This window comes from Pseudomonas sp. PvP028, assembly GCF_017832255.1.
Classification (GTDB): domain Bacteria; phylum Pseudomonadota; class Gammaproteobacteria; order Pseudomonadales; family Pseudomonadaceae; genus Aquipseudomonas; species Aquipseudomonas syringae.
Window position 1 is genome coordinate 3,588,874 of the sequence record NZ_JAFIBL010000001.1, and the last position, 19,543, is coordinate 3,608,416.

Here is a 19,543-nt window from a genome sequence, read left to right on the forward strand (position 1 = left end):
TCGGTAGTACCCGTATCGTTCAGCCCGGAGGGCGTCAGCAGGTACGAGGACGGCAGCTCGAACAGCTGCCGACCGTTGTGTCTTGTTATGCGCCGACCACTGTCGGACTTTTGCCCGGAACGAGCGTGGTTGCGCTGGCTGGCGCGATACCGGCTTCGAACTCGGAACGGAAATACTTGATCGCACTGCCCAAGGGTTCAACGGCGCCCGGTGCATGGGCACAGAAGGTCTTGCCAGGGCCGAGGAAATTGACCAGACCCAGCAGGGTTTCGATATCCCCCGGCTGACCCTGACCGTTCTCGATGGCGCGAAGCATTTTCACGCTCCATGGCAAACCGTCGCGGCATGGCGTGCAGAAGCCGCAGGACTCCTGAGCGAAAAACTCTTCCATGTTGCGCAGCAGCGAGACCATGTTGACCGAGTCGTCGACCGCCATCGCCAGTCCAGTACCCATCCGGGTGCCGACCTTGGCGATACCGCCTGCATACATCTGGGCGTCCAGGTGTTCCGGCAGCAGGAAACCCGTACCGGCGCCTCCGGGCTGCCAGCACTTGAGCTTGAAGCCATCGCGCATGCCGCCGGCGTAGTCTTCGAACAGTTCGCGAGCCTGTACGCCGAAAGGCAGCTCCCACAAACCGGGGTTTTTGACCTTGCCGGAGAAACCCATCAGCTTGGTGCCGTGGTCTTCACTGCCTTCGCGAGCCAGCGACTTGTACCAGTCGTTGCCGTTATTGACGATGGCAGGCACGTTGCACAGGGTTTCGACGTTGTTCACACAGGTCGGCTTGCCCCAAACGCCCACTGCAGCAGGGAAGGGCGGCTTGGAGCGCGGGTTGGCGCGGCGGCCTTCCAGCGAGTTGATCAGTGCGGTTTCTTCGCCGCAGATGTAGCGACCGGCACCGGTGTGCACGAACAGCTCGAAGTCGAACCCGGTGCCGAGAATGTTCTTGCCCAGCAAACCGGCAGCCTTGGCTTCCGCCACTGCGCGATTGAGGTGCTTGGCCGCAGTGACGTATTCGCCGCGCAGGAAGATATAGCCGCGATAGGCTTTCAACGCGCGGGCACTGATCAGCATGCCCTCGACCAGCAGATGGGGCAGTTGCTCCATCAGCATGCGGTCTTTCCAGGTGTTGGGCTCCATCTCGTCCGCGTTGCACAGCAGGTAGCGGATGTTCATGGACTCGTCTTTGGGCATCAGGCCCCACTTCACACCGGTGGGGAAGCCTGCGCCGCCGCGTCCCTTGAGGCCGGAATCCTTGACCGACTGGACGATATCGTCAGGCGCCTGTTGCATCAGCGCCTTGCGCGCTGCGGCATAGCCGTCCTTGGTCTGGTACTCGTCGAGCCAGACCGGCTCGCCGTCGTCGCGCAGACGCCAGGTCAGCGGATGGGTTTCTGCCGTGCGCGTAATGCGGTTGGCAGGGCCGAAGGAAGTGATGGTCATAGGTAACCCTCCAGCATCTTGGCAACGCCAGCAGGCTGTACATCGCCGAAAGTGTCGTCGTCGACCATCACGGCCGGCGCCTTGTCACAGTTGCCGAGGCAGCAGACCGGCAGCAGTGTGAAACGACCGTCGGCGGTGGTCTGACCCAGGCCGATGCCCAGTGAGCTCTTGATCTCGTCGACCACGTTTTCGTGGCCGCCGATGAAGCACACCATGCTGTTGCAGACGCGAATGATGTGACGCCCGACCGGCTGGCGGAAGATCTGGCTGTAGAAGGTGGCAACGCCTTCGACGTCGCTGGCAGGGATGCCCAGCAGGTCGCCGATCGCGTAAATGGCGCCGTCGGGCACCCAGCCGCGTTCCTTCTGAACAATTTTCAGGGCTTCGATGGACGCCGCGCGCGGGTCCTCGTAGTGATGCATCTCATGCTCGATGGCCGAGCGCTCGGTTTCGCTCAGGGCGAAACGGTCTGTCTGGATTAGCGGGCTATTCATGCTTAGCGGTCCACGTCGGCCATAACGAAATCGATACTACCCAGGTACGCGATCAAGTCCGCGACCATGCTGCCTTTGATCACCGAAGGGATCTGCTGCAGGTGCGGGTAACTCGGGGTGCGGATCCGGGTACGGTAGCTCATGGTGCCGCCGTCGCTCGTCAGGTAATAGCTGTTGATACCCTTGGTCGCTTCGATCATCTGGAAGGATTCGTTGGCCGGCATGACCGGGCCCCACGAAACCTGCAGGAAGTGCGTGATCAGGGTTTCGATGTGCTGCAGGGTGCGCTCTTTCGGCGGCGGCGTGGTCAGCGGGTGATCCGCCTTGTACGGGCCTTCCGGCATGTTGCGCATGCACTGGTCGATGATCTTGATGCTCTGGCGCATCTCTTCGACGCGGACCATGCAGCGGTCATAGGCATCGCCATTGGCGGCCAGCGGCACTTCGAATTCGAAGTTCTCGTAACCCGAGTAAGGGCGAGCCTTGCGCAGGTCGAAGTCGCAACCGGTGGAGCGCAGGCCTGCACCGGTGACGCCCCATTCGAGGGCTTCCTTGGTGTTGTAGGCGGCAACGCCGACGGTACGACCCTTGAGGATGCTGTTCTGCAGCGCAGCCTTGGTGTATTCGTCGAGGCGCTTCGGTAGCCAGTCGACGAAGTCCTTGACCAGTTTTTCCCAGCCACGCGGCAGGTCGTGAGCGACCCCGCCGATGCGGTACCAGGCAGGGTGCAGACGGAAGCCGGTAATCGCTTCGATCACCGTGTAGGCTTTCTGGCGGTCGGTGAACGTGAAGAACACCGGTGTCATGGCGCCCACGTCCTGAATGTAGGTACCCAGGAACAGCAGATGACTGGTGATTCGGAAGAACTCGGCCATCATGATGCGGATGACGTCGACCTTCTCCGGCACCTTGATGCCTGCCAGCTTTTCGACCGAGAGCACATAAGGCAGGTTGTTCATCACCCCGCCCAGGTAATCGATACGGTCGGTGTAGGGAATGAAGCTGTGCCAGGACTGGCGCTCGGCCATTTTCTCGGCACCACGATGGTGGTAGCCGATGTCCGGAACGCAGTCGACGATTTCTTCGCCGTCCAGTTGCAGAATGATACGGAACGCACCGTGAGCAGAAGGGTGGTTCGGCCCCAGGTTGAGGAACATGTAGTCCTCGTTGGCGCCAGAGCGTTTCATGCCCCAGTCTTCCGGACGGAAGCGTGCGGCTTCTTCTTCCAGCTGCTGTTTGGCGAGGGTCAGGCTGTACGGATCAAATTCCGTTGCACGGGCAGGGAAGTCCTTGCGCAGCGGGTGGCCTTCCCAGGTTGGCGGCATCATGATGCGGCTCAGGTGCGGGTGGCCTGGGAAGTCGATGCCGAACATGTCCCAGACTTCACGCTCGTACCAGTTGGCGTTGGGCCAGATGCTGGTAATCGTCGGTACGCTCAAGTCGCTTTCGGAAAGCGCTACCTTGATCATCACGTCGCTGTTTCGCTCGATCGACAGCAGGTGATAGAACACGGTGAAGTCTGCGCCGGGCAGACCACGACGGTTTGTGCGCAGTCGCTCGTCCACGCCATGCAGGTCATACAGCATGGAGTAGGGCTTGGGCACGTTGCGCAGGAACGTCAGAATTTCAAACAGTCTGGCGCGCTCGACCCACAGCACGGGCATGCCGGTGCGAGTCGGCTGGGCGGTGAAAGCCTCGGCACCAAAACGGTTATTCAGTTCAACGACGACATCTTGGTCGTCAGCCTTGTAAGGCGGGATGTACAGAGCGTTGTCTGCAGTCATAGGTCTCAATCACTTCGGTCAACGTACAGAATCAACCCCGGTTCTTGTCTTTTTTATAAGAAGAACGGGCTGGATCAGACTTCGTCGGGGCTGCGCAGGTTGGTCACCTGAATACGCTGTTCGCGGCGCTGTTCCTTTTGCGACGGCATCTCGGCGCGATACACGCCTTGATCGCCAACGACCCAGGAAAGAGGGCGACGCTCCTTGCCGATGGATTCCTGCAACAGCATCAAGCCTTGCAGAAACGCCTCGGGGCGGGGCGGGCAGCCGGGCACGTAGACATCCACGGGAAGGAATTTGTCCACCCCCTGGACCACTGAGTAGATGTCGTACATGCCACCGGAGTTGGCACACGAACCCATGGAAATGACCCACTTGGGTTCGAGCATTTGCTCGTAGAGACGCTGGATGATCGGCGCCATCTTGATGAAGCAGGTACCGGCAATAACCATGAAATCCGCCTGTCGTGGCGACGCCCGGATGACTTCGGCACCAAAGCGGGCGATGTCGTGGGGTGCCGTGAAGGCGGTGGTCATTTCCACATAGCAGCACGACAGGCCGAAGTTGTAGGGCCACAGGGAGTTTTTACGTCCCCAGTTGACCGCACCGTTCAGCACGTCTTCCAGCTTGCCCATGTAGATGTTTTTGTGGACTTGATCTTCTAACGGATCGGAAACGGTTTCCCGTTTGCCGATGGGGTACTGCTCGTTAGGAGCGTCCGGGTCGATCCTGGTGAGATTATATTGCATCGCCAAAGCCTCATTGTTTCAGCTTCGCTTGCCGATTACGGCGACCTTCAGGAGCCCAGTCAAGAGCGCCAACCCGCCATAGGTAGACAAGACCTGCCAACAGAATTGCTATGAAAACGAGAGCTTCGACGAATCCGGTCCAGCCGCTTTCGCGGACGGACACAGACCAGGCAAAGAGAAAGAGGGCTTCAATGTCAAAGATCACGAAAAGCATCGCGACCAGATAGAATTTTGCGGAGAGACGCAGGCGCGCACTGCCGGTAGGCAGCATGCCGGATTCGAAAGGTTCGTTCTTGCTGCGACCCCAGGCCTTGCTTCCGAGCAGGCTGGACAGACCGAGCATGAAGGCGCAAAGGCCGACAACACCCAAAAGGAAAATGGCGAAGCCCCAGTTATGGGCAATCAGACCTGTCGATTCGGGCATGCTGTCAGTCCTTGTTAGAGAGCAAAGGTCTCTGTGCTTGATAAAGAGTCGAGGCAGTGACGAAATGTCGCAGTGCGGTCAACGGATTGATTTTATGTGCAAACACTTGGCAAGTAAATTTTCTACATCAAATTTATTTACGGAATTAATTGCCCACGGCCTTTCACGGAGGCTGCAGGGCCTGCCAGACGGGCGTCAGCGGGGATTTCATTAATTATGTTTCTTGTGCACGAAATGTAAGGAAAGGCAATTTGAATGATAATTAATATCATTTGAGGGAGCCTTGATAGTTCAGCGTGCGGTAGTCGTCGCATAGTGGGTAACGGTACTGCTTATAAAGTGCGCCTTTTGTAGCATTCGCTCGGCAACTGCATATTGTCCGAAATCAATACCGGCACCTTCTGACACAAAACACAGACCGCCCTTACGGGCGGCCTGTCTTTTCAACGCGTTGCGCGGTGTATCAGTGGAATTGCTCTTCTTCGGTGGAGCCGGTCAGTGCGGTTACCGACGATACTCCGCCCTGGATCACGGTCGTCATGTCATCGAAATAGCCGGTACCCACTTCCTGCTGGTGGGCCACGAAGGTGTAGCCCTTGGCAGCGTCGGCGAACTCCTGTTCCTGCAGCTTCACGTAGGCGGTCATGTCATTGCGGGCGTAGTCGTGTGCCAGATTGAACATGCTGTGCCACATGTTGTGAATGCCTGCCAGGGTGATGAACTGGTGCTTGTAACCCATGGCCGACAGCTCGCGCTGAAATTTGGCGATGGTTGCGTCGTCGAGGTTTTTCTTCCAGTTGAAGGACGGCGAGCAGTTGTAGGACAGCAACTGGTCCGGGTATTCCTTTTTGATCGCTTCGGCGAAGCGGCGTGCCTCGTCCAGATCCGGTCTGGCTGTTTCGCACCAGATCAGATCGGCGTAGGGCGCGTACGCCAGGCCACGCGAGATCGCCTGATCGAGACCGGCGCGAACCTTGTAAAACCCCTCGTGGGTTCGCTCGCCGGTCACGAATGGCTTGTCGTACGGGTCGCAATCGGATGTCAGCAAGTCGGCAGCGTTGGCGTCAGTCCGGGCCAGAATGATGGTCGGTACACCGGCCACGTCGGCGGCCAGGCGTGCTGCGACCAGTTTCTGTATGGCTTCCTGAGTCGGGACCAGCACCTTGCCGCCCATGTGGCCACATTTCTTCACCGAAGCCAGTTGGTCTTCGAAGTGCACCCCGGCGGCACCGGCTTCGATCATGCTTTTCATCAGCTCATAGGCATTGAGTACACCGCCGAATCCGGCTTCCGCGTCTGCCACGATCGGGGCGAAGTAGTCGATGTAGCCTTCGTCGCCCGGTGCCTTGCCGGCTTTCCACTGGATCTGGTCGGCACGGCGGAACGAGTTGTTGATGCGCTTGACCACGGTCGGCACCGAGTCGACCGGGTACAGCGACTGATCCGGGTACATGGACTCGGCAGAGTTGTTGTCGGCAGCGACCTGCCAGCCGGACAGGTAGATGGCCTGAATACCGGCCTTGACCTGCTGCACGGCCTGGCCGCCAGTGAGGGCACCCATGCAATTGACGAAATCCTTGTCCGGTCGAAAGGACGGTTTGGCACCCTGGGTCACCAGATTCCACAGCTTGTCTGCACCCAGTCGTGCAAAGGTGTGTTCGGGTTGAACCGAGCCGCGCAGGCGGACCACATCTGCAGCGGAGTAAGTACGGGTCACGTTTTTCCAGCGCGGATTTTCAGCCCAGTCTTTCTCGAGAGCCGCTATTTGTTGTTCGCGTGTCAGTGCCATGGTGATAAACCTCTAGAAGTAGGTCTCGTTGGAAAGTCCTGCTCCGCCAAAACGCCTCGTTTATCGAAGGCACGGTAGATGGCTGCTCGCTGATCCGGGGCTTTGCTTGAAGCCGCACGTTCGTGGGTCGCGACAGGTGAACGATGTACTCGAGGGGAGAGCGGGCGTCCGGACATGAGGCTGTCAGGTGGACAGTCGGGCCTGCAGTGGCGTTGTGCATCACCGTCGGCCTTGCCGGGTTACCGTTTACGCTTCCGTCCCTCGGGACAACTTCGTTCCAGTCGCAACCTCGTCAAACTGCCTTGTGGGCGGTGCGGACACGAATCGGCTCTGCGGGGTGTGTGAGAGCGGCGACTCGAAGACTCTTTGCAAAGCCTCTGATTAGCGGGAGCGAGGCAATCATGCCTCGCACTTCCGGGGGGCGTCAAACCTTTTGTAGTGCTTTTTTTAAATCACTACATATTTGTGGGAAGTCGACCGGCCAGTCATCAAAAGGCCCGTAAGTATTGGGTTTTCACCCCATACAGGCTATTCGAGGGTTTCGACCTTTACGCGCAAAATCATATCGTCGCGACCCTGGGTGGAATAGCGTTGCGCCAGACCACTCTGATCGGCGACGGATTCGTTGCTATTGCTCGCCAGCGTGATCCATTCTCCCAGCCTGCCACTCACCTGGCTGTCGGTACTCTGCACCTTGACGGCGTCAGGGCGCTCCTGGCTCATGCGGTCATGATTGGTGCTGATGCTCAGGTGAACCGTGTCGCCGGTCACGCTGGCCGTGACGTAAAACCCCTGAGTTACATTGCGGTACTCGGTGTCGCTTCGCGAGTATCCGTACGCGTCCGTGGATGAGGAGGTCAGTGGCACGCTCTGGCCAACCTGAATGAGTGCAGGGGTCCCTTCGCTGGTTTGTACTTGTTGCACGCCGCCTTCACGGCTGGCGGTACCGTACTCGATCACTGGCGAGCCGCTGCTGTTGCGCGTCGCGCTGTCGCTGGTGTCAACGCTGATCAGCAAGCGTTTCGGTGCGGTATCGAGTTGCGAGATCAAGGCGCGAAGTTCTTCGATCTTGCGTGACTCTGCATTCACGATCAGTTGATTGCCGTAGGCGCTGACGGTGCCTTCGTCCCCCAGAAAGGATTTGGCGACCGGCAATAGATCGGCACTGGTGCGGTAGTTGAGCGGGACGACTTCGGTCGCTGCGAAGACGTGAGCGCTGAGGACGATCAGCATCGAGGTGAGCGCTGCATTGAGCAAGTTGCGTACTGACATGTTCATTCTCCGCGGTAAGCGCGTAAAGCATGATTGTGCCACTGTGTCGGCTGCAGGCAATCAAGCTGAATGGTCAGGCATGAAAAAGCCCTGCCGCTTTTCGGTTCGACCTTGAGAGGGTCTAGCGAAAAAGGGCAGGGCGATCATTATGTAGTGCCGCGGTGAGCGCCTACATAATCGCGTTGATCACGCTTCGCGGAGCATATCGACGTGTGGCAGGCCGGCTTCGAGAAACTCGTCGCTGATAACCGAAAAGCCGAAGCGCTGATAAAACTCGACGGCCTGCACCTGAGCGCTCAGCTTGAGCGGCTTGAGGCCACGCTGTTCAGCTTCATGGATCACGGCACCCAACAGAGCCTCGCCGACCTTCAGGCCACGCCAGTCTCTCAGGACTGACAAGCGGCCGATCTCGCCATCTGGCAGCAGTCGGGCAGTGCCCACCGCATATTCACCTTCGTACGCAAGAAAGTGCACGGCACCTGCGTCTTCGGCATCCCACTCCAGTTCCGGCGGCACCGATTGTTCGGCAATGAATACCGAATCGCGTATGCGCCGGATATCGGCGTTGTTCTTCTGCCATTGGGCGACAGCTACAGTGACTTTATTCATCGGCAAATCCCAGGCTTCCTTGTTTTACGAGTTCGCAAAGCAAATTGCGCCCCTCGTCATCGGCCAACCATTGGCCAAGGTTTTCGCTGTGCAACGCATCGGCGGCACAGATCAGTTTGAGCAGGTCACGCAGGCTGCCCGGCAGCAGACGGCTCTGGCCACTGGCAAACAGTAGTAGATCGTCATCAACTTCAGACCAGGCCAGCCGTGCGCTCGGGTTACGAATCAGCACCGCGCCCTGCTCGAGGCTGTCGAGCAGGTCCTGTTCTTCCAGCTCAGGGCCGGTCACCAGTTCCGGGTAGCGCGGCTCGGTCATGAACTGGCCGAACCAGGTCAGCAGCAGGCGTTCGTCACTCATGTGCTCGGCCAGCAGCGTTTTCAGGCGATCGAGCGCGTCATGCTGGATCTGATGAGGGTCGCTGACCGGCTGGGCGTCAGCATCGGTATAGCGCTCTTCATCCGGGATGAACTGGCTGAGGAAGTCGGTGAAGTGAGTCAGGACTTCGGCAGCGCTTGGCGCCCGGAAACCGACCGAGTAGGTCAGGCAGTCGTCGACGGCGACGCCGCAGTGCGCCAGGCGTGGCGGCAGATAAAGCATGTCGCCCGGTTCCAGCGTCCACTCTTCGGTCTTCTCGAATTCGGCAAGGATGCGCAGGTCGGCATGCTGCAGCAGCGGGCTTTCCGCATCGCACATCTGGCCGATCTGCCAGTGCCGTTTGCCATGTCCCTGAAGCAGGAACACATCATAGTTGTCGAAATGCGGACCGACGCTGCCGCCAGGGGCTGCGTAGCTGATCATCACGTCGTCAATCCGCCAGCTGGGCAGAAAACGGAAGTTTTCCAGCAGCTCGCTGACCTCCGGGACGAATTGGTCCACGGCCTGGACCAGCAGCGTCCAGTCGCGCTCGGGCAGCTTGCTGAACTCGTCTTCAGCGAACGGGCCACGACGCAGCTCCCATGGACGCTCGCCGTTTTCGATGACCAGGCGCGACTCCACTTCTTCTTCCAGGGCGAGGCCGGCAAGCTCGTCCGCGTCGATCGGGCTTTGAAAGTCCGGCAGAGCCTGGCGGATCAGCAGCGGTTTTTTCTGCCAGTAGTCACGCAGGAAAACGCGAGCACTGATGCCGCCCAGAAGTTGCAGAGGAATATCAGGATTCATGTGTAAGCCCTTGAAATGAAAACGCCCGGCACAGCCGGGCGTGTGCAATTTTTTTGCGTGTCAGATGCGCTTGGCCTGAGCGGCTGCGTTACCGATGTAATTGGCCGGCGTGAGCTTCTTGAGCTCGGCCTTGGCTTCGGCAGGCATGTCCAGGCCGTCGATGAAAGTCTGCAACGCTTCAGGACCGATGCCCTTGCCGCGTGTCAGTTCTTTCAGTTTTTCGTATGGGTTTTCGATGTTGTAACGACGCATGACAGTCTGAATCGGCTCTGCCAGAACTTCCCAGCATGCGTCCAGATCGGCGGCAATGCGCTGTTCGTTCAGTTCCAGCTTGCTGATGCCCTTGAGGCTGGCTTCGTAGGCAATGACGCTGTGGGCAAAGCCGACGCCCAGATTGCGCAGCACGGTGGAGTCGGTCAGGTCACGCTGCCAGCGAGACACAGGCAACTTGCTCGCCAGGTGCTGGAACAGTGCGTTGGCGATGCCCAGATTGCCTTCGGAGTTTTCGAAGTCAATCGGGTTGACCTTGTGCGGCATGGTCGAGGAGCCGATTTCGCCAGCGATGGTGCGCTGCTTGAAATAGCCCAGCGAGATGTAGCCCCAGATGTCGCGGTCGAAGTCGATCAGGATGGTGTTGAAGCGCGCAATAGCATCGAACAGCTCGGCAATGTAGTCGTGCGGTTCGATCTGCGTGGTGTAGGGGTTGAAGCCCAGGCCCAGCTCGTCTTCGATGAAGGCGCGCGCGTTGGCTTCCCAGTCGATGTCTGCGTAGGCAGAGAGGTGGGCGTTGTAGTTGCCGACTGCGCCGTTGATCTTGCCGAGCAACGGGACTGCCGCGATCTGGCTGATCTGACGCTCGAGGCGGTAGACGACGTTGGCCAGTTCCTTGCCCAATGTGGTCGGGGAGGCGGGCTGGCCGTGGGTGCGGGACAGCATCGGCACGTCTGCGAAGCGAATCGCCAGCTCGCGGATAGCGTCGGCGATCTGACGCATCAGCGGCAGCACGACAGTGTCGCGGCCCTCGCGCAGCATCAATGCGTGAGACAGGTTGTTGATGTCTTCGCTGGTGCAGGCGAAGTGGATGAACTCGCTGACCTTTTCCAGCTCTGGCAATTTGGCAGCCTGCTCCTTGAGCAGATACTCCACAGCCTTCACGTCATGATTGGTGGTGCGCTCGATTTCCTTGACTCGCTCGGCATGCTCCACGGAGAAGTCTTCGGCCAGGGTATCCAGGATGGCGTTGGCTTGCGCGGAGAAGGCCGGGACCTCGGTGATCTGCGGGTGAGCCGCAAGACGCTGGAGCCAGCGAACTTCAACCATCACGCGGAAACGGATCAGGCCGTATTCGCTGAAAATAGGGCGCAAGGCCTGGGTTTTGCCGGCGTAGCGGCCATCAACAGGGGAAACCGCAGTGAGCGAAGAAAGCTGCATGGGATGCTCTCGGACAGTCGGGCGACGAAAAGGGCGCATATCATACATGAAAAGTCAGTCGGACCGGAGTCCGCCGACCAGCGTAGACAGCGTCGTGCCAGGGGTGGTGAAGGTCATTGGCGCGCGGCGGGTCAGCCGTGCAGCAATGGATAAAGTTCTTTCAACAACTTGCGGCGGCTGAACACCAGTTGCCAGCGATGACCGCCAACTTGCCGCCACAGGCGGGCAGAGCGAATACCGGCCAGCAGAATGCCGCGAATCTTCGAGGCATTATTCGGCTGCTGCAGATTACGCATGTCGCCTTGCACCTGAATGCGCTGGCGCAAGGTGCTCAGGGTGTCCTGATACAGCGCGCCGGTCGCGGCAATCACGTTCTCGTGGGCGATGCCAAAATGCTCGACCTGTGACTGAATCACCGGAATGCGTTTGCCGATCACTTCAAGCAGGTCATCGCGCTTGGCCAGCTGACGCTCGAGGCCGAGCATCGACAGGGCGTAGCGCAACGGCTCGCGTTGCAAGGTTGCCGGGTCGCGCTCCAGGGCGCTGGCCATGGCGCGATAGCCTTCGTGCAGGTTGAGATCGTCGCCGCCGTAGACGTCCAGCGTATCCTTGGGATCGACCACCAGCAGGCTGCCGAGCATGCAGCCCAGGGCCGCTTCGCTGATCTGACCGGTCTTGGCGATCCGGTCGACGAGCACGGCGGCCTGGAATACACCGCCCAGAGCGATCAGTTGTTCCTGAGTCGGGCTCATCAACGCTTGTCCTTGCTGGTCCAGGGTTCGGCAATTTCGATCACGCCGCCGCCCAGACAGATTTCGCCGTCGTAGAACACCACAGACTGGCCGGGAGTGACGGCGCGTTGCGGGTCATCGAATGTGGCGCGATAACCGTCTGCGGTTTTTTCCAGTGTGCATGGCTGGTCGCCCTGACGATAACGGACCTTCGCGGTGAGCCTGCGCGGGCTGCTCAGATCGATCGGGTTGACCCAATAGATTTCCGAAGAAACCAGCGCACGGGAAAACAGCCAGGGGTGATCGTTACCCTGACCGACAATCAGTTCGTTGTTGTCCAGGTCCTTGACCAGCACGTACCACGGATCATCGCTGGCATCCTTGAGACCGCCGATGCCCAGACCCTGACGCTGGCCGATGGTGTGGTACATCAGGCCGCTGTGACGACCGATGACTTCACCTTCGGTGGTCTTGATTTCGCCGGGCTGGGCGGGCAGGTACTGGCGCAGAAAATCAGTGAAGCGGCGTTCGCCAATGAAGCAGATTCCGGTGGAATCCTTCTTCTTGGCAGTGGCCAGGCCGTGCTTTTCGGCAATGGCGCGCACTTCCGGTTTTTCTAGCTCGCCAACCGGGAACAGGGTGCGGGCAATCTGCTCGCCGCCAACGGCGTGCAGGAAGTAGCTCTGATCTTTGTTCGGGTCCAGGCCCTTGAGCAGCTCGGTACGTCCATCGATATCACGGCGGCGTACGTAATGGCCTGTAGCAATAAGGTCGGCGCCGAGCATCAGTGCGTAGTCGAGAAACGCCTTGAACTTGATTTCGCGGTTACACAGGATGTCCGGGTTCGGCGTGCGCCCGGCCTTGTACTCTTCAAGGAAGTGCTCGAAGACGTTGTCCCAGTACTCGGCCGCGAAGTTGGCCGTGTGCAGCTTGATGCCGATCTTGTCGCACACGGCCTGGGCATCTGCCAGGTCTTCGCGGGCGGTGCAGTATTCCGTTCCGTCGTCTTCTTCCCAGTTCTTCATGAACAAGCCTTCCACCTGATAACCCTGCTCCATGAGCAGTACGGCGGAAACGGAAGAGTCCACGCCGCCGGACATGCCGACTATGACGCGCTTCATTTCTGAGTTCGAGGGGGCTGGATCACGCATGGGGATTCAACGGCTGACCTGTAAAAGGACGCGATTCTATCAGGCTGAGGGCGTCGAGTCTCACGCCTTGTCGCGCAGCAGGTCGAGACTGAAATGTTCACCATCGAGGTAGTCGTCCAGGCAGCGCAATACCAGCTCGCTGCGCCAGCGCTCCTGCTGGGCTACCAGTTCATCGCGAGTCAGCCAGACTGCGCCGACGATGCCTTCATCGAGTTGATATTCCGGATGGTGGCGCAGGGCCTTGGCGGCAAAGCAGATTCGCTGGTAGGTCACGCCATTGCTCGGTGCGGTGTACAGGTAGATGCCCACCACGCTAGTCAATTCGACGTCCCAGCCGGTTTCTTCCAGGGTTTCACGCACTGCAGCGCGTTGCAGGCTCTCGTTCGGGTCGAGGTGCCCGGCGGGTTGGTTGAGTACGGCGCGTCCGCCTTTGATTTCTTCGACGAACAGAAAGCGGCCTTGATCTTCGACGATAGTGGCGACGGTAACGTGGGCTTGCCAAGTCATGATAATGGTCTCTTTGCTGGGGATTGAGTCAGCCGTAACAGCTTATTGTTGATCGAATTGCAGATCATGCCTCAGGGCGCTGACGCAGAAGTCCACAAAGGCTCGCACCTTGGATGAGCGACGACGGCCCTCCAGGTAAACAACGTGAACCGGTTCCGGGATTATTTCGAACGTCTCCAGAACACACTTGAGCCTGCCTTCCTGCAGGTGCTCGCGTATCTGATAGTACGGCACCTGGGTCAGTCCCCAGCCCTGTAACGCTGCGCTGATCGCCGCCTGATAAGACGTCAGACTGAGTCTTGAGGCGACGTCTACTGAATAATTCTTGTCATCGATCCGGAAAAGCCAGTGAGGCGAGCGTTCGGCGGTGGTGGTTGAAACTGTGGAATGCTGTCGCAAATCGTCGGGATGCTGCGGGGCTCCATGCTTTTCGAGGTAGGCAGGGGAGGCGCAAACCATGCGCCGCACGCTACCTGTCGGGATTGCGGTAAGAGACGAATCGGGCAGGGTGCCGATCCTGACCGCCACGTCGATGCCCTCATCGAGCATGGACACTACCCTGTCGACCAGAATGGCACGGATGTCCACGGCCGGAAACCGCTCGAGAAAGCTCGTCATTACGGGTACGACATGCAGCGCGCCGAACATCTGAGGTGCGGTGACCGTCAGCAGGCCGCCTGGCAACGCATGCAAGCCGCCTGCCGCGCTTTCAGCCTCATCAAGGTCGGCAAGCAATCGACGGCAATCAGCGGCGAAGCGCTGGCCCGCCTCGGTGAGCCGCATATTGCGAGTGGTGCGCACCACCAGAAGGATGCCCAGGCGGCTCTCCAGGCTCGCGACAGCCCGGGTTACCGTAGCGGTCGACAGGCCAAAGTGGCGGGCCACCCCGGCAAAACTGGTTTGCTCGGCAAGTGCGGCAAAAAGCGTCATTTCCTGAATACGGTCCATAGGCTGCCTGCTTGCCACGAGAGATGCGAAATCGTATCAGCATTTCAGATTTTGAAATGGTGAATTGATTTTTGCGGTGATTCTGCATTTTAGGAGCAATGATTAGGATGGCTGCACATTCATCAAGCCCGGTCAGACTCTTCTATGAAAAATTTCGGTTCAGCCGACGCTGAAAATGCCGCATCCGGTGTCAGTCGGCGCAAGGTTTTACAGGTGTCAGCGTTAGGCGCTGCTTCTGCTCTCGGGGCGTCGTTGGTGAGCGCCGCTTCTGCAAGCAATAAACCTCTATCCAGGGAAAATGCAATGAACATTGATGACGCCTTCCGCGTGACGTTTCACACTCAGCAGGTAGGAGACGTCAATGTGTTCTATCGCGAAGTCGGAGCCAAGGACGCCCCGGTGCTGCTGTTGCTTCATGGTTTTCCGAGTTCCAGCCACATGTTTCGCGACCTGATGCCCTTGCTGGCGAGTCAGTACCGCCTGATCGCTCCCGACCTGCTTGGATTCGGTAATACCAAGGCTTCACCGCGCGGGCAGTTCGATTACACATTCGAAAACCTTTACAAGGTGATCGAGCGCTTCACCGAGGCGCTGGGCCTGAAGAAATACGCGTTATACCTATTCGACTATGGCGCACCGACAGGTTTGCGGCTCGCAGCGGCGAACCCGGAGAAGGTTACTGCAATCATCAGTCAGAACGGCAACGCCTACCTGGAAGGATTCAGCGATCAATGGGGTCCGTGGCAAGCCTATTGGCGCGAGCCTTCGGCAGCCAATCGCGAAGCCTGTCGCGCCTCGTTGTCACCGCAAGTCATCCGGGACTGGCAATACGGTACGGGAGCCGATCCTGAAAAGCTTTCTCCCGATGGCTACAACCTCGACATTATGTATATGGCGCGGCCGGGCGCAGAGGAGATCCAGCTTGACCTGATTCTTGACTACCGCAGTAACGTAGCGGCTTACCCCTCGTTTCAGGAATACTTGCGCAAATATCAGCCTCCCTTGCTGGCGGTCTGGGGCAAGCACGATCCTGCGTTCATACCGCCTGGCGCGCATGCTTATCGCAAGGACGTCCCGGCTGCTGAAGTGCATCTGCTGGATGCAGGGCACTTTGCATTGGAAACACACGCGCCTGAGGTCGCCGAATACATTCGCGACTTTCTTTCGCGCACACTGAAAAGCTGAAGGGATAAATGGTGTGCTTGAGCGAGCATCTCCCTGGCGCCTGGGCTTACACAGGCGGCTGAAATTTTTCATGGATAAAAAAAATCCCCGGCAACAGGCCGGGGATTTTTTGTGGGGCGGTGCATCTTTTATGCACCGCCTCGGATTGCCTCTTACAGCGCGGCGATGGCCGCGTTGAGCGTGGCGCTCGGGCGCATGGCCTTGCTGGTGACTTCCGGGTTAGGGAAGTAGTAGCCGCCAATATCCACCGGCTTGCCCTGAACGGCGTTCAGCTCGGCAACGATTTTTTCTTCGTTGTCGGTCAGGGTCTTGGCCAGAGGTGCGAACTGCGCCTTGAGGTCTGCATCGTCGTTCTGAGCAGCCAGTGCCTGAGCCCAGAACAGGGTCAGGTAGAAGTGGCTGCCGCGGTTGTCGATACCGCCTACCTTGCGCGAAGGCGACTTGTTGCGGTCCAGGAACTCGCCAGTGGCCTGGTCGAGGGTCTTGGACAGAACCAACGCTTTCGGATTGTTGTAGGCATGGCCCAGATGCTCGAGGGACGCTGCCAGCGCGAGGAATTCGCCCAGCGAATCCCAGCGCAGGAAGTTTTCCTCGACGAACTGCTGCACGTGCTTCGGAGCCGAACCACCCGCGCCGGTTTCGAACAGACCGCCGCCGTTCATCAGCGGAACGATCGACAGCATCTTCGCGCTGGTGCCCAGTTCCATGATCGGGAACAGGTCAGTCAGGTAGTCGCGCAGAACGTTGCCGGTCACCGAAATGGTGTCCTTGCCTGCGCGCGTGCGTTCCAGGGTCAGCTTCATCGCGTCGACAGGTGACAGGATCTGGATATCCAGGCCCGACGTGTCATGGTCGCCCAGGTACTTGCGCACTTTCTCGATCATCACGCTGTCGTGGGCGCGGGACGAGTCCAGCCAGAAGATAGCCGGGGTGTTGCTGGCGCGGGCACGGTTGACGGCCAGTTTCACCCAATCCTGGATCGGTGCGTCCTTGGCCTGGCACATGCGCCAGATATCGCCGGCTTCGACGTTCTGTTCCATCAGCAGGTTGCCCTGGCTGTCGGTTACGCGAACCACGCCGTTGGTCTGAATGTGGAACGTCTTGTCGTGGGAGCCATACTCTTCGGCCTTCTGAGCCATCAGACCGACGTTCGGTACGCTGCCCATGGTGGTCGGGTCGAATGCGCCATTTTTCTTGCAGTCTTCGATGACCGCTTGATAAATGGTGGCGTAGCAGCGATCCGGAATGACGGCCTTGGCATCGTGCAACTGACCATCTGTGCCCCACATCTTGCCGGAGTCACGAATCATTGCCGGCATCGAGGCGTCGACGATGACGTCGCTCGGCACGTGCAGGTTGGTGATGCCCTTGTCGGAATTGACCATCGCCAGCTGTGGACGAACGGCGTAGACCGCTTCGATGTCAGCCTTGATTTCTGCCTGCTTGTCAGCGGGCAGGGCAGTGATGCGTTCGTACAGGTCGCCGATGCCGTTGTTCAGGCTGAAGCCGATCTGCTTGAGCGTATCGGCGTGCTTGGTCAGCGCGTCCTTGTAGAACTCGTCGACGATCTGGCCGAACATGATCGGATCGGAGATCTTCATCATGGTGGCTTTCAAGTGCACCGAAAACAGAACGCCCTGCTTGCGAGCGTCTTCGATTTCGGCAGCAATGAAACTGCGCAGGGCCTTGGCGCTCATGACCGAGCAGTCGACGACTTCGCCCGCCTTGACGGAGGTTTTTTCCTTCAGGACGGTGGTGGTGCCGTCCTGGGCGACGAGTTCGATCTTGACGGTGTTATCGGCTGCGATCTCGGCAGCTTTTTCGCTGCCGTAGAAGTCGCCGTTGCTCATGTGTGCAACGTGAGCCTTGGAGTCAGCTGACCAGGCGCCCATCTTGTGCGGGTGCTTGCGCGCGTAGTTCTTGACCGACAGCGGGGCGCGGCGATCGGAGTTGCCTTCGCGCAGAACAGGGTTCACGGCGCTGCCCTTGGTCTTGTCGTAGCGTGCGCGGGTTTCTTTTTCCGCGTCAGTGGCAGGGTTTTCAGGGTAGTCAGGAATGTTGTAGCCCTGATTCTGAAGCTCCTTGATGGTCGCCTTCAATTGCGGGACCGAGGCGCTGATGTTAGGCAGCTTGATGATGTTGGCCTCTGGCGTAGTGGCCAGTTTGCCCAGCTCGGCGAGATGATCCGGCACTTTTTTGTCGGCAAGCAATTCCGGGAAGCTGGAAAGAACACGGCCCGCCAGAGAAATGTCGCGTGTTTCCACGTCGATATCGGAGGTTGCCGTGAACGCTTCGATAATAGGCAGCAGGGAGTAGGTGGCGAGGGCCGGAGCTTCGTCGGTGAAGGTGTAGATGATCTTCGAGCGGTTGGACATTCGTATTAACTCTCTTTTGCTGAGCATGCACAAAATCTCGATACGCGCATTCTAAGCGCGCTTGCCCACGGTTCGGCCATGAGCCAGGTCGAGGTTTATTCGCGGTGATGTTGGGTGCATCAGTCGAGCGTCAAGCTGTCGGGTCAGGTAGCAGCCCGACGCATAAGGAAGGCCGAGGGTCAGAATTCGGACGGGTCGGCCTTGATGACTCTGCGGTCACGGCGCGAGTATATCAAACCATTGGCACCAAGCATTAATGCTATGCGAGCTATCGAAAAATGAATATCCGCCGTTGGTCGAACGCGCAGTCCTCCAGGCAGCTGTCTGGAATGGTTGGCATGTGGGGCCTGGCACGCCTTGATGGGGGGGGCAGATGGTGAGGGCGGATTTTCGTTGTTCAGGACGGTTTGGGGTAGACGAACGGAACGTTCTGGATTGGAGTCTGGGTATCCGCGGTGCAATAACCGCTAATTCGACACCCTGTGGAGCGTGACGGATATAAACAGACCAATGTCCCTGTCTTTCTACGTGTCCGGCAAAGCTCATTGCATGTTTCTATTGATTCGGCTGGCTCTGATGGCTGCCGCTATAGATCTAATCACTTTTTCAACATGAGTATCAGGCGTCCGCGTGAGCGTGGTCCTGCTGGTGCAGCGGATGTGTTTCTTTTGCCGGATCCAGCTTTTTATCTTCCAAGCCTTTGATTTTTACCGCATGAAGCCCTTTTGGACCTTGGGCGACTTCAAATCTGACTTTCTGGCCAGCCTTTAGAGTTTTGTAACCGTCCATTTCGATGGCCGAGAAATGAGCGAACAGATCCTCGTCATTGCCTTCAGCGTTTATGAACCCAAACCCTTTTGCATTGTTGAACCACTTGACTTTTCCTTCAATCATTACCATCTCCCTCTGCAAAGGACTCCGTCAGGAGTATCATCCACTTCAATCCGCTGCTCACCCAAAAAATTTTGGTTGACTGCACGGACCCTTTTTACCCAATGTGGGCTCTATTGTTTGTAACACCGTTTAGCTGATAGTCAAGGTCATGTGGCAGCCCATTTAAAAACCGCCCAGACTGCGACTAAATTGCTCAATCCGCCCTCAAACGAACATTTCTTTCCATGCATGCATTCAGCAAGATTCGACTAACATTCAATCAGGATGATCCGCAGTCGCACGAGGACGACTCGGCGGGCATTGCGGTGCAGGACGCCAAGCCGGCCCTGCAGGCGCCACCGATGTACAAGGTGGTTTTATTCAACGATGACTACACCCCGATGGATTTCGTCGTAGAAGTACTCGAGGTGTTTTTTAACCTGAATCGTGAGCTGGCCACCAAAGTCATGCTGGCCGTCCATACAGAGGGACGGGCAGTCTGCGGATTGTTTACCCGTGACATCGCCGAGACCAAGGCAATGCAGGTCAATCAATACGCCAGGGAGAGCCAGCATCCGCTACTCTGTGAGATCGAGAAGGACGGTTAAACGCCGACCA

The 19,543-nt window shown here is 58.4% G+C and carries 19 protein-coding genes; 2 read left to right on the forward strand and 17 right to left on the reverse strand.

Annotated features, from left to right (window positions below; translation table 11 throughout):
- Positions 1–85: 85 nt before the first annotated feature.
- The 15 genes from nuoF to JOE34_RS16035 form a co-directional block, all read right to left on the reverse strand.
- Positions 86–1,444, reverse strand: coding sequence for an NADH-quinone oxidoreductase subunit NuoF (gene nuoF, locus JOE34_RS15965; RefSeq protein WP_096116526.1), 1,359 nt, complete (start codon positions 1,442–1,444; stop codon positions 86–88).
- Positions 1,441–1,938 (reverse strand): NADH-quinone oxidoreductase subunit NuoE, encoded by a 498-nt coding sequence (nuoE, locus tag JOE34_RS15970; protein ID WP_002554014.1) that lies wholly within the window; start codon positions 1,936–1,938, stop codon positions 1,441–1,443. The genes nuoF and nuoE overlap by 4 nt, the downstream gene beginning before the upstream one ends.
- Before the next feature lie 2 nt (positions 1,939–1,940).
- Entirely contained in the window at positions 1,941–3,722 is a 1,782-nt protein-coding gene (nuoC, locus tag JOE34_RS15975) for an NADH-quinone oxidoreductase subunit C/D (RefSeq protein WP_002554013.1), read from the reverse strand.
- A gap of 74 nt (positions 3,723–3,796) precedes the next feature.
- Positions 3,797–4,471: an NADH-quinone oxidoreductase subunit B gene (locus tag JOE34_RS15980; protein ID WP_002554012.1), complete on the reverse strand. Its 675-nt coding sequence runs from the start codon at positions 4,469–4,471 to the stop codon at positions 3,797–3,799.
- 10 nt (positions 4,472–4,481) lie between these two features.
- Positions 4,482–4,895 carry an NADH-quinone oxidoreductase subunit A gene (locus JOE34_RS15985; RefSeq protein ID WP_002554011.1) on the reverse strand — a complete coding sequence of 138 codons (414 nt, stop codon included), beginning with the start codon at positions 4,893–4,895 and terminating at the stop codon, positions 4,482–4,484.
- A 463-nt stretch (positions 4,896–5,358) separates the two neighbouring features.
- Complete coding sequence (aceA, locus tag JOE34_RS15990; RefSeq protein ID WP_016568452.1) at positions 5,359–6,684, reverse strand: isocitrate lyase; 1,326 nt, start codon at positions 6,682–6,684, stop codon at positions 5,359–5,361.
- Positions 6,685–7,212: 528 nt separating this feature from the next.
- Positions 7,213–7,956: a secretin N-terminal domain-containing protein gene (locus tag JOE34_RS15995; protein WP_046266444.1), complete on the reverse strand. Its 744-nt coding sequence runs from the start codon at positions 7,954–7,956 to the stop codon at positions 7,213–7,215.
- 186 nt (positions 7,957–8,142) lie between these two features.
- Complete coding sequence (locus tag JOE34_RS16000) at positions 8,143–8,565, reverse strand: GNAT family N-acetyltransferase (protein WP_003317965.1); 423 nt, start codon at positions 8,563–8,565, stop codon at positions 8,143–8,145.
- Entirely contained in the window at positions 8,558–9,724 is a 1,167-nt protein-coding gene (locus tag JOE34_RS16005; RefSeq protein WP_003395693.1) for a cupin domain-containing protein, read from the reverse strand. Before JOE34_RS16005 ends, JOE34_RS16000 begins: the two co-directional genes overlap by 8 nt.
- 60 nt (positions 9,725–9,784) lie before the next feature.
- The gene (gene purB / locus JOE34_RS16010) at positions 9,785–11,155 is read right to left on the reverse strand and encodes an adenylosuccinate lyase (protein ID WP_003395694.1); all 1,371 of its coding nucleotides are present in this window, start codon (positions 11,153–11,155) and stop codon (positions 9,785–9,787) included.
- A gap of 131 nt (positions 11,156–11,286) precedes the next feature.
- Positions 11,287–11,907, reverse strand: coding sequence for a high frequency lysogenization protein HflD (hflD, locus tag JOE34_RS16015; protein ID WP_003395695.1), 621 nt, complete (start codon positions 11,905–11,907; stop codon positions 11,287–11,289).
- Complete coding sequence (gene mnmA, locus JOE34_RS16020; RefSeq protein ID WP_024649772.1) at positions 11,907–13,037, reverse strand: tRNA 2-thiouridine(34) synthase MnmA; 1,131 nt, start codon at positions 13,035–13,037, stop codon at positions 11,907–11,909. The genes hflD and mnmA overlap by 1 nt, the downstream gene beginning before the upstream one ends.
- A 60-nt stretch (positions 13,038–13,097) precedes the next feature.
- On the reverse strand, positions 13,098–13,544 hold the full coding sequence (locus JOE34_RS16025; protein ID WP_003317959.1) for an NUDIX hydrolase: 447 nt from the start codon (positions 13,542–13,544) through the stop codon (positions 13,098–13,100).
- 42 nt (positions 13,545–13,586) lie between these two features.
- The gene (locus JOE34_RS16030) at positions 13,587–14,492 is read right to left on the reverse strand and encodes a LysR family transcriptional regulator (protein WP_029572723.1); all 906 of its coding nucleotides are present in this window, start codon (positions 14,490–14,492) and stop codon (positions 13,587–13,589) included.
- Positions 14,493–14,614: 122 nt separating this feature from the next.
- Positions 14,615–14,803, reverse strand: a complete 189-nt coding sequence (locus JOE34_RS16035; RefSeq protein ID WP_129112394.1) for a hypothetical protein — start codon at positions 14,801–14,803, stop codon at positions 14,615–14,617.
- On the opposite strand from JOE34_RS16035, the gene JOE34_RS16040 reads away from it, so the two are divergent.
- Complete coding sequence (locus JOE34_RS16040) at positions 14,796–15,677, forward strand: alpha/beta hydrolase (RefSeq protein WP_010425532.1); 882 nt, start codon at positions 14,796–14,798, stop codon at positions 15,675–15,677. The genes JOE34_RS16035 and JOE34_RS16040 overlap by 8 nt on opposite strands.
- A 152-nt stretch (positions 15,678–15,829) precedes the next feature.
- Here the strand turns inward: JOE34_RS16040 and JOE34_RS16045 are convergent, their stop codons facing one another.
- Both JOE34_RS16045 and cspD read right to left on the reverse strand, forming a co-directional pair.
- Positions 15,830–18,052 (reverse strand): NADP-dependent isocitrate dehydrogenase, encoded by a 2,223-nt coding sequence (locus tag JOE34_RS16045; RefSeq protein ID WP_003395699.1) that lies wholly within the window; start codon positions 18,050–18,052, stop codon positions 15,830–15,832.
- A 618-nt stretch (positions 18,053–18,670) separates the two neighbouring features.
- Entirely contained in the window at positions 18,671–18,946 is a 276-nt protein-coding gene (gene cspD, locus JOE34_RS16050) for a cold shock domain-containing protein CspD (RefSeq protein WP_003317956.1), read from the reverse strand.
- 224 nt (positions 18,947–19,170) lie between these two features.
- On the opposite strand from cspD, the gene clpS reads away from it, so the two are divergent.
- Entirely contained in the window at positions 19,171–19,533 is a 363-nt protein-coding gene (gene clpS / locus JOE34_RS16055; RefSeq protein WP_003317955.1) for an ATP-dependent Clp protease adapter ClpS, read from the forward strand.
- Positions 19,534–19,543: the final 10 nt, after the last annotated feature.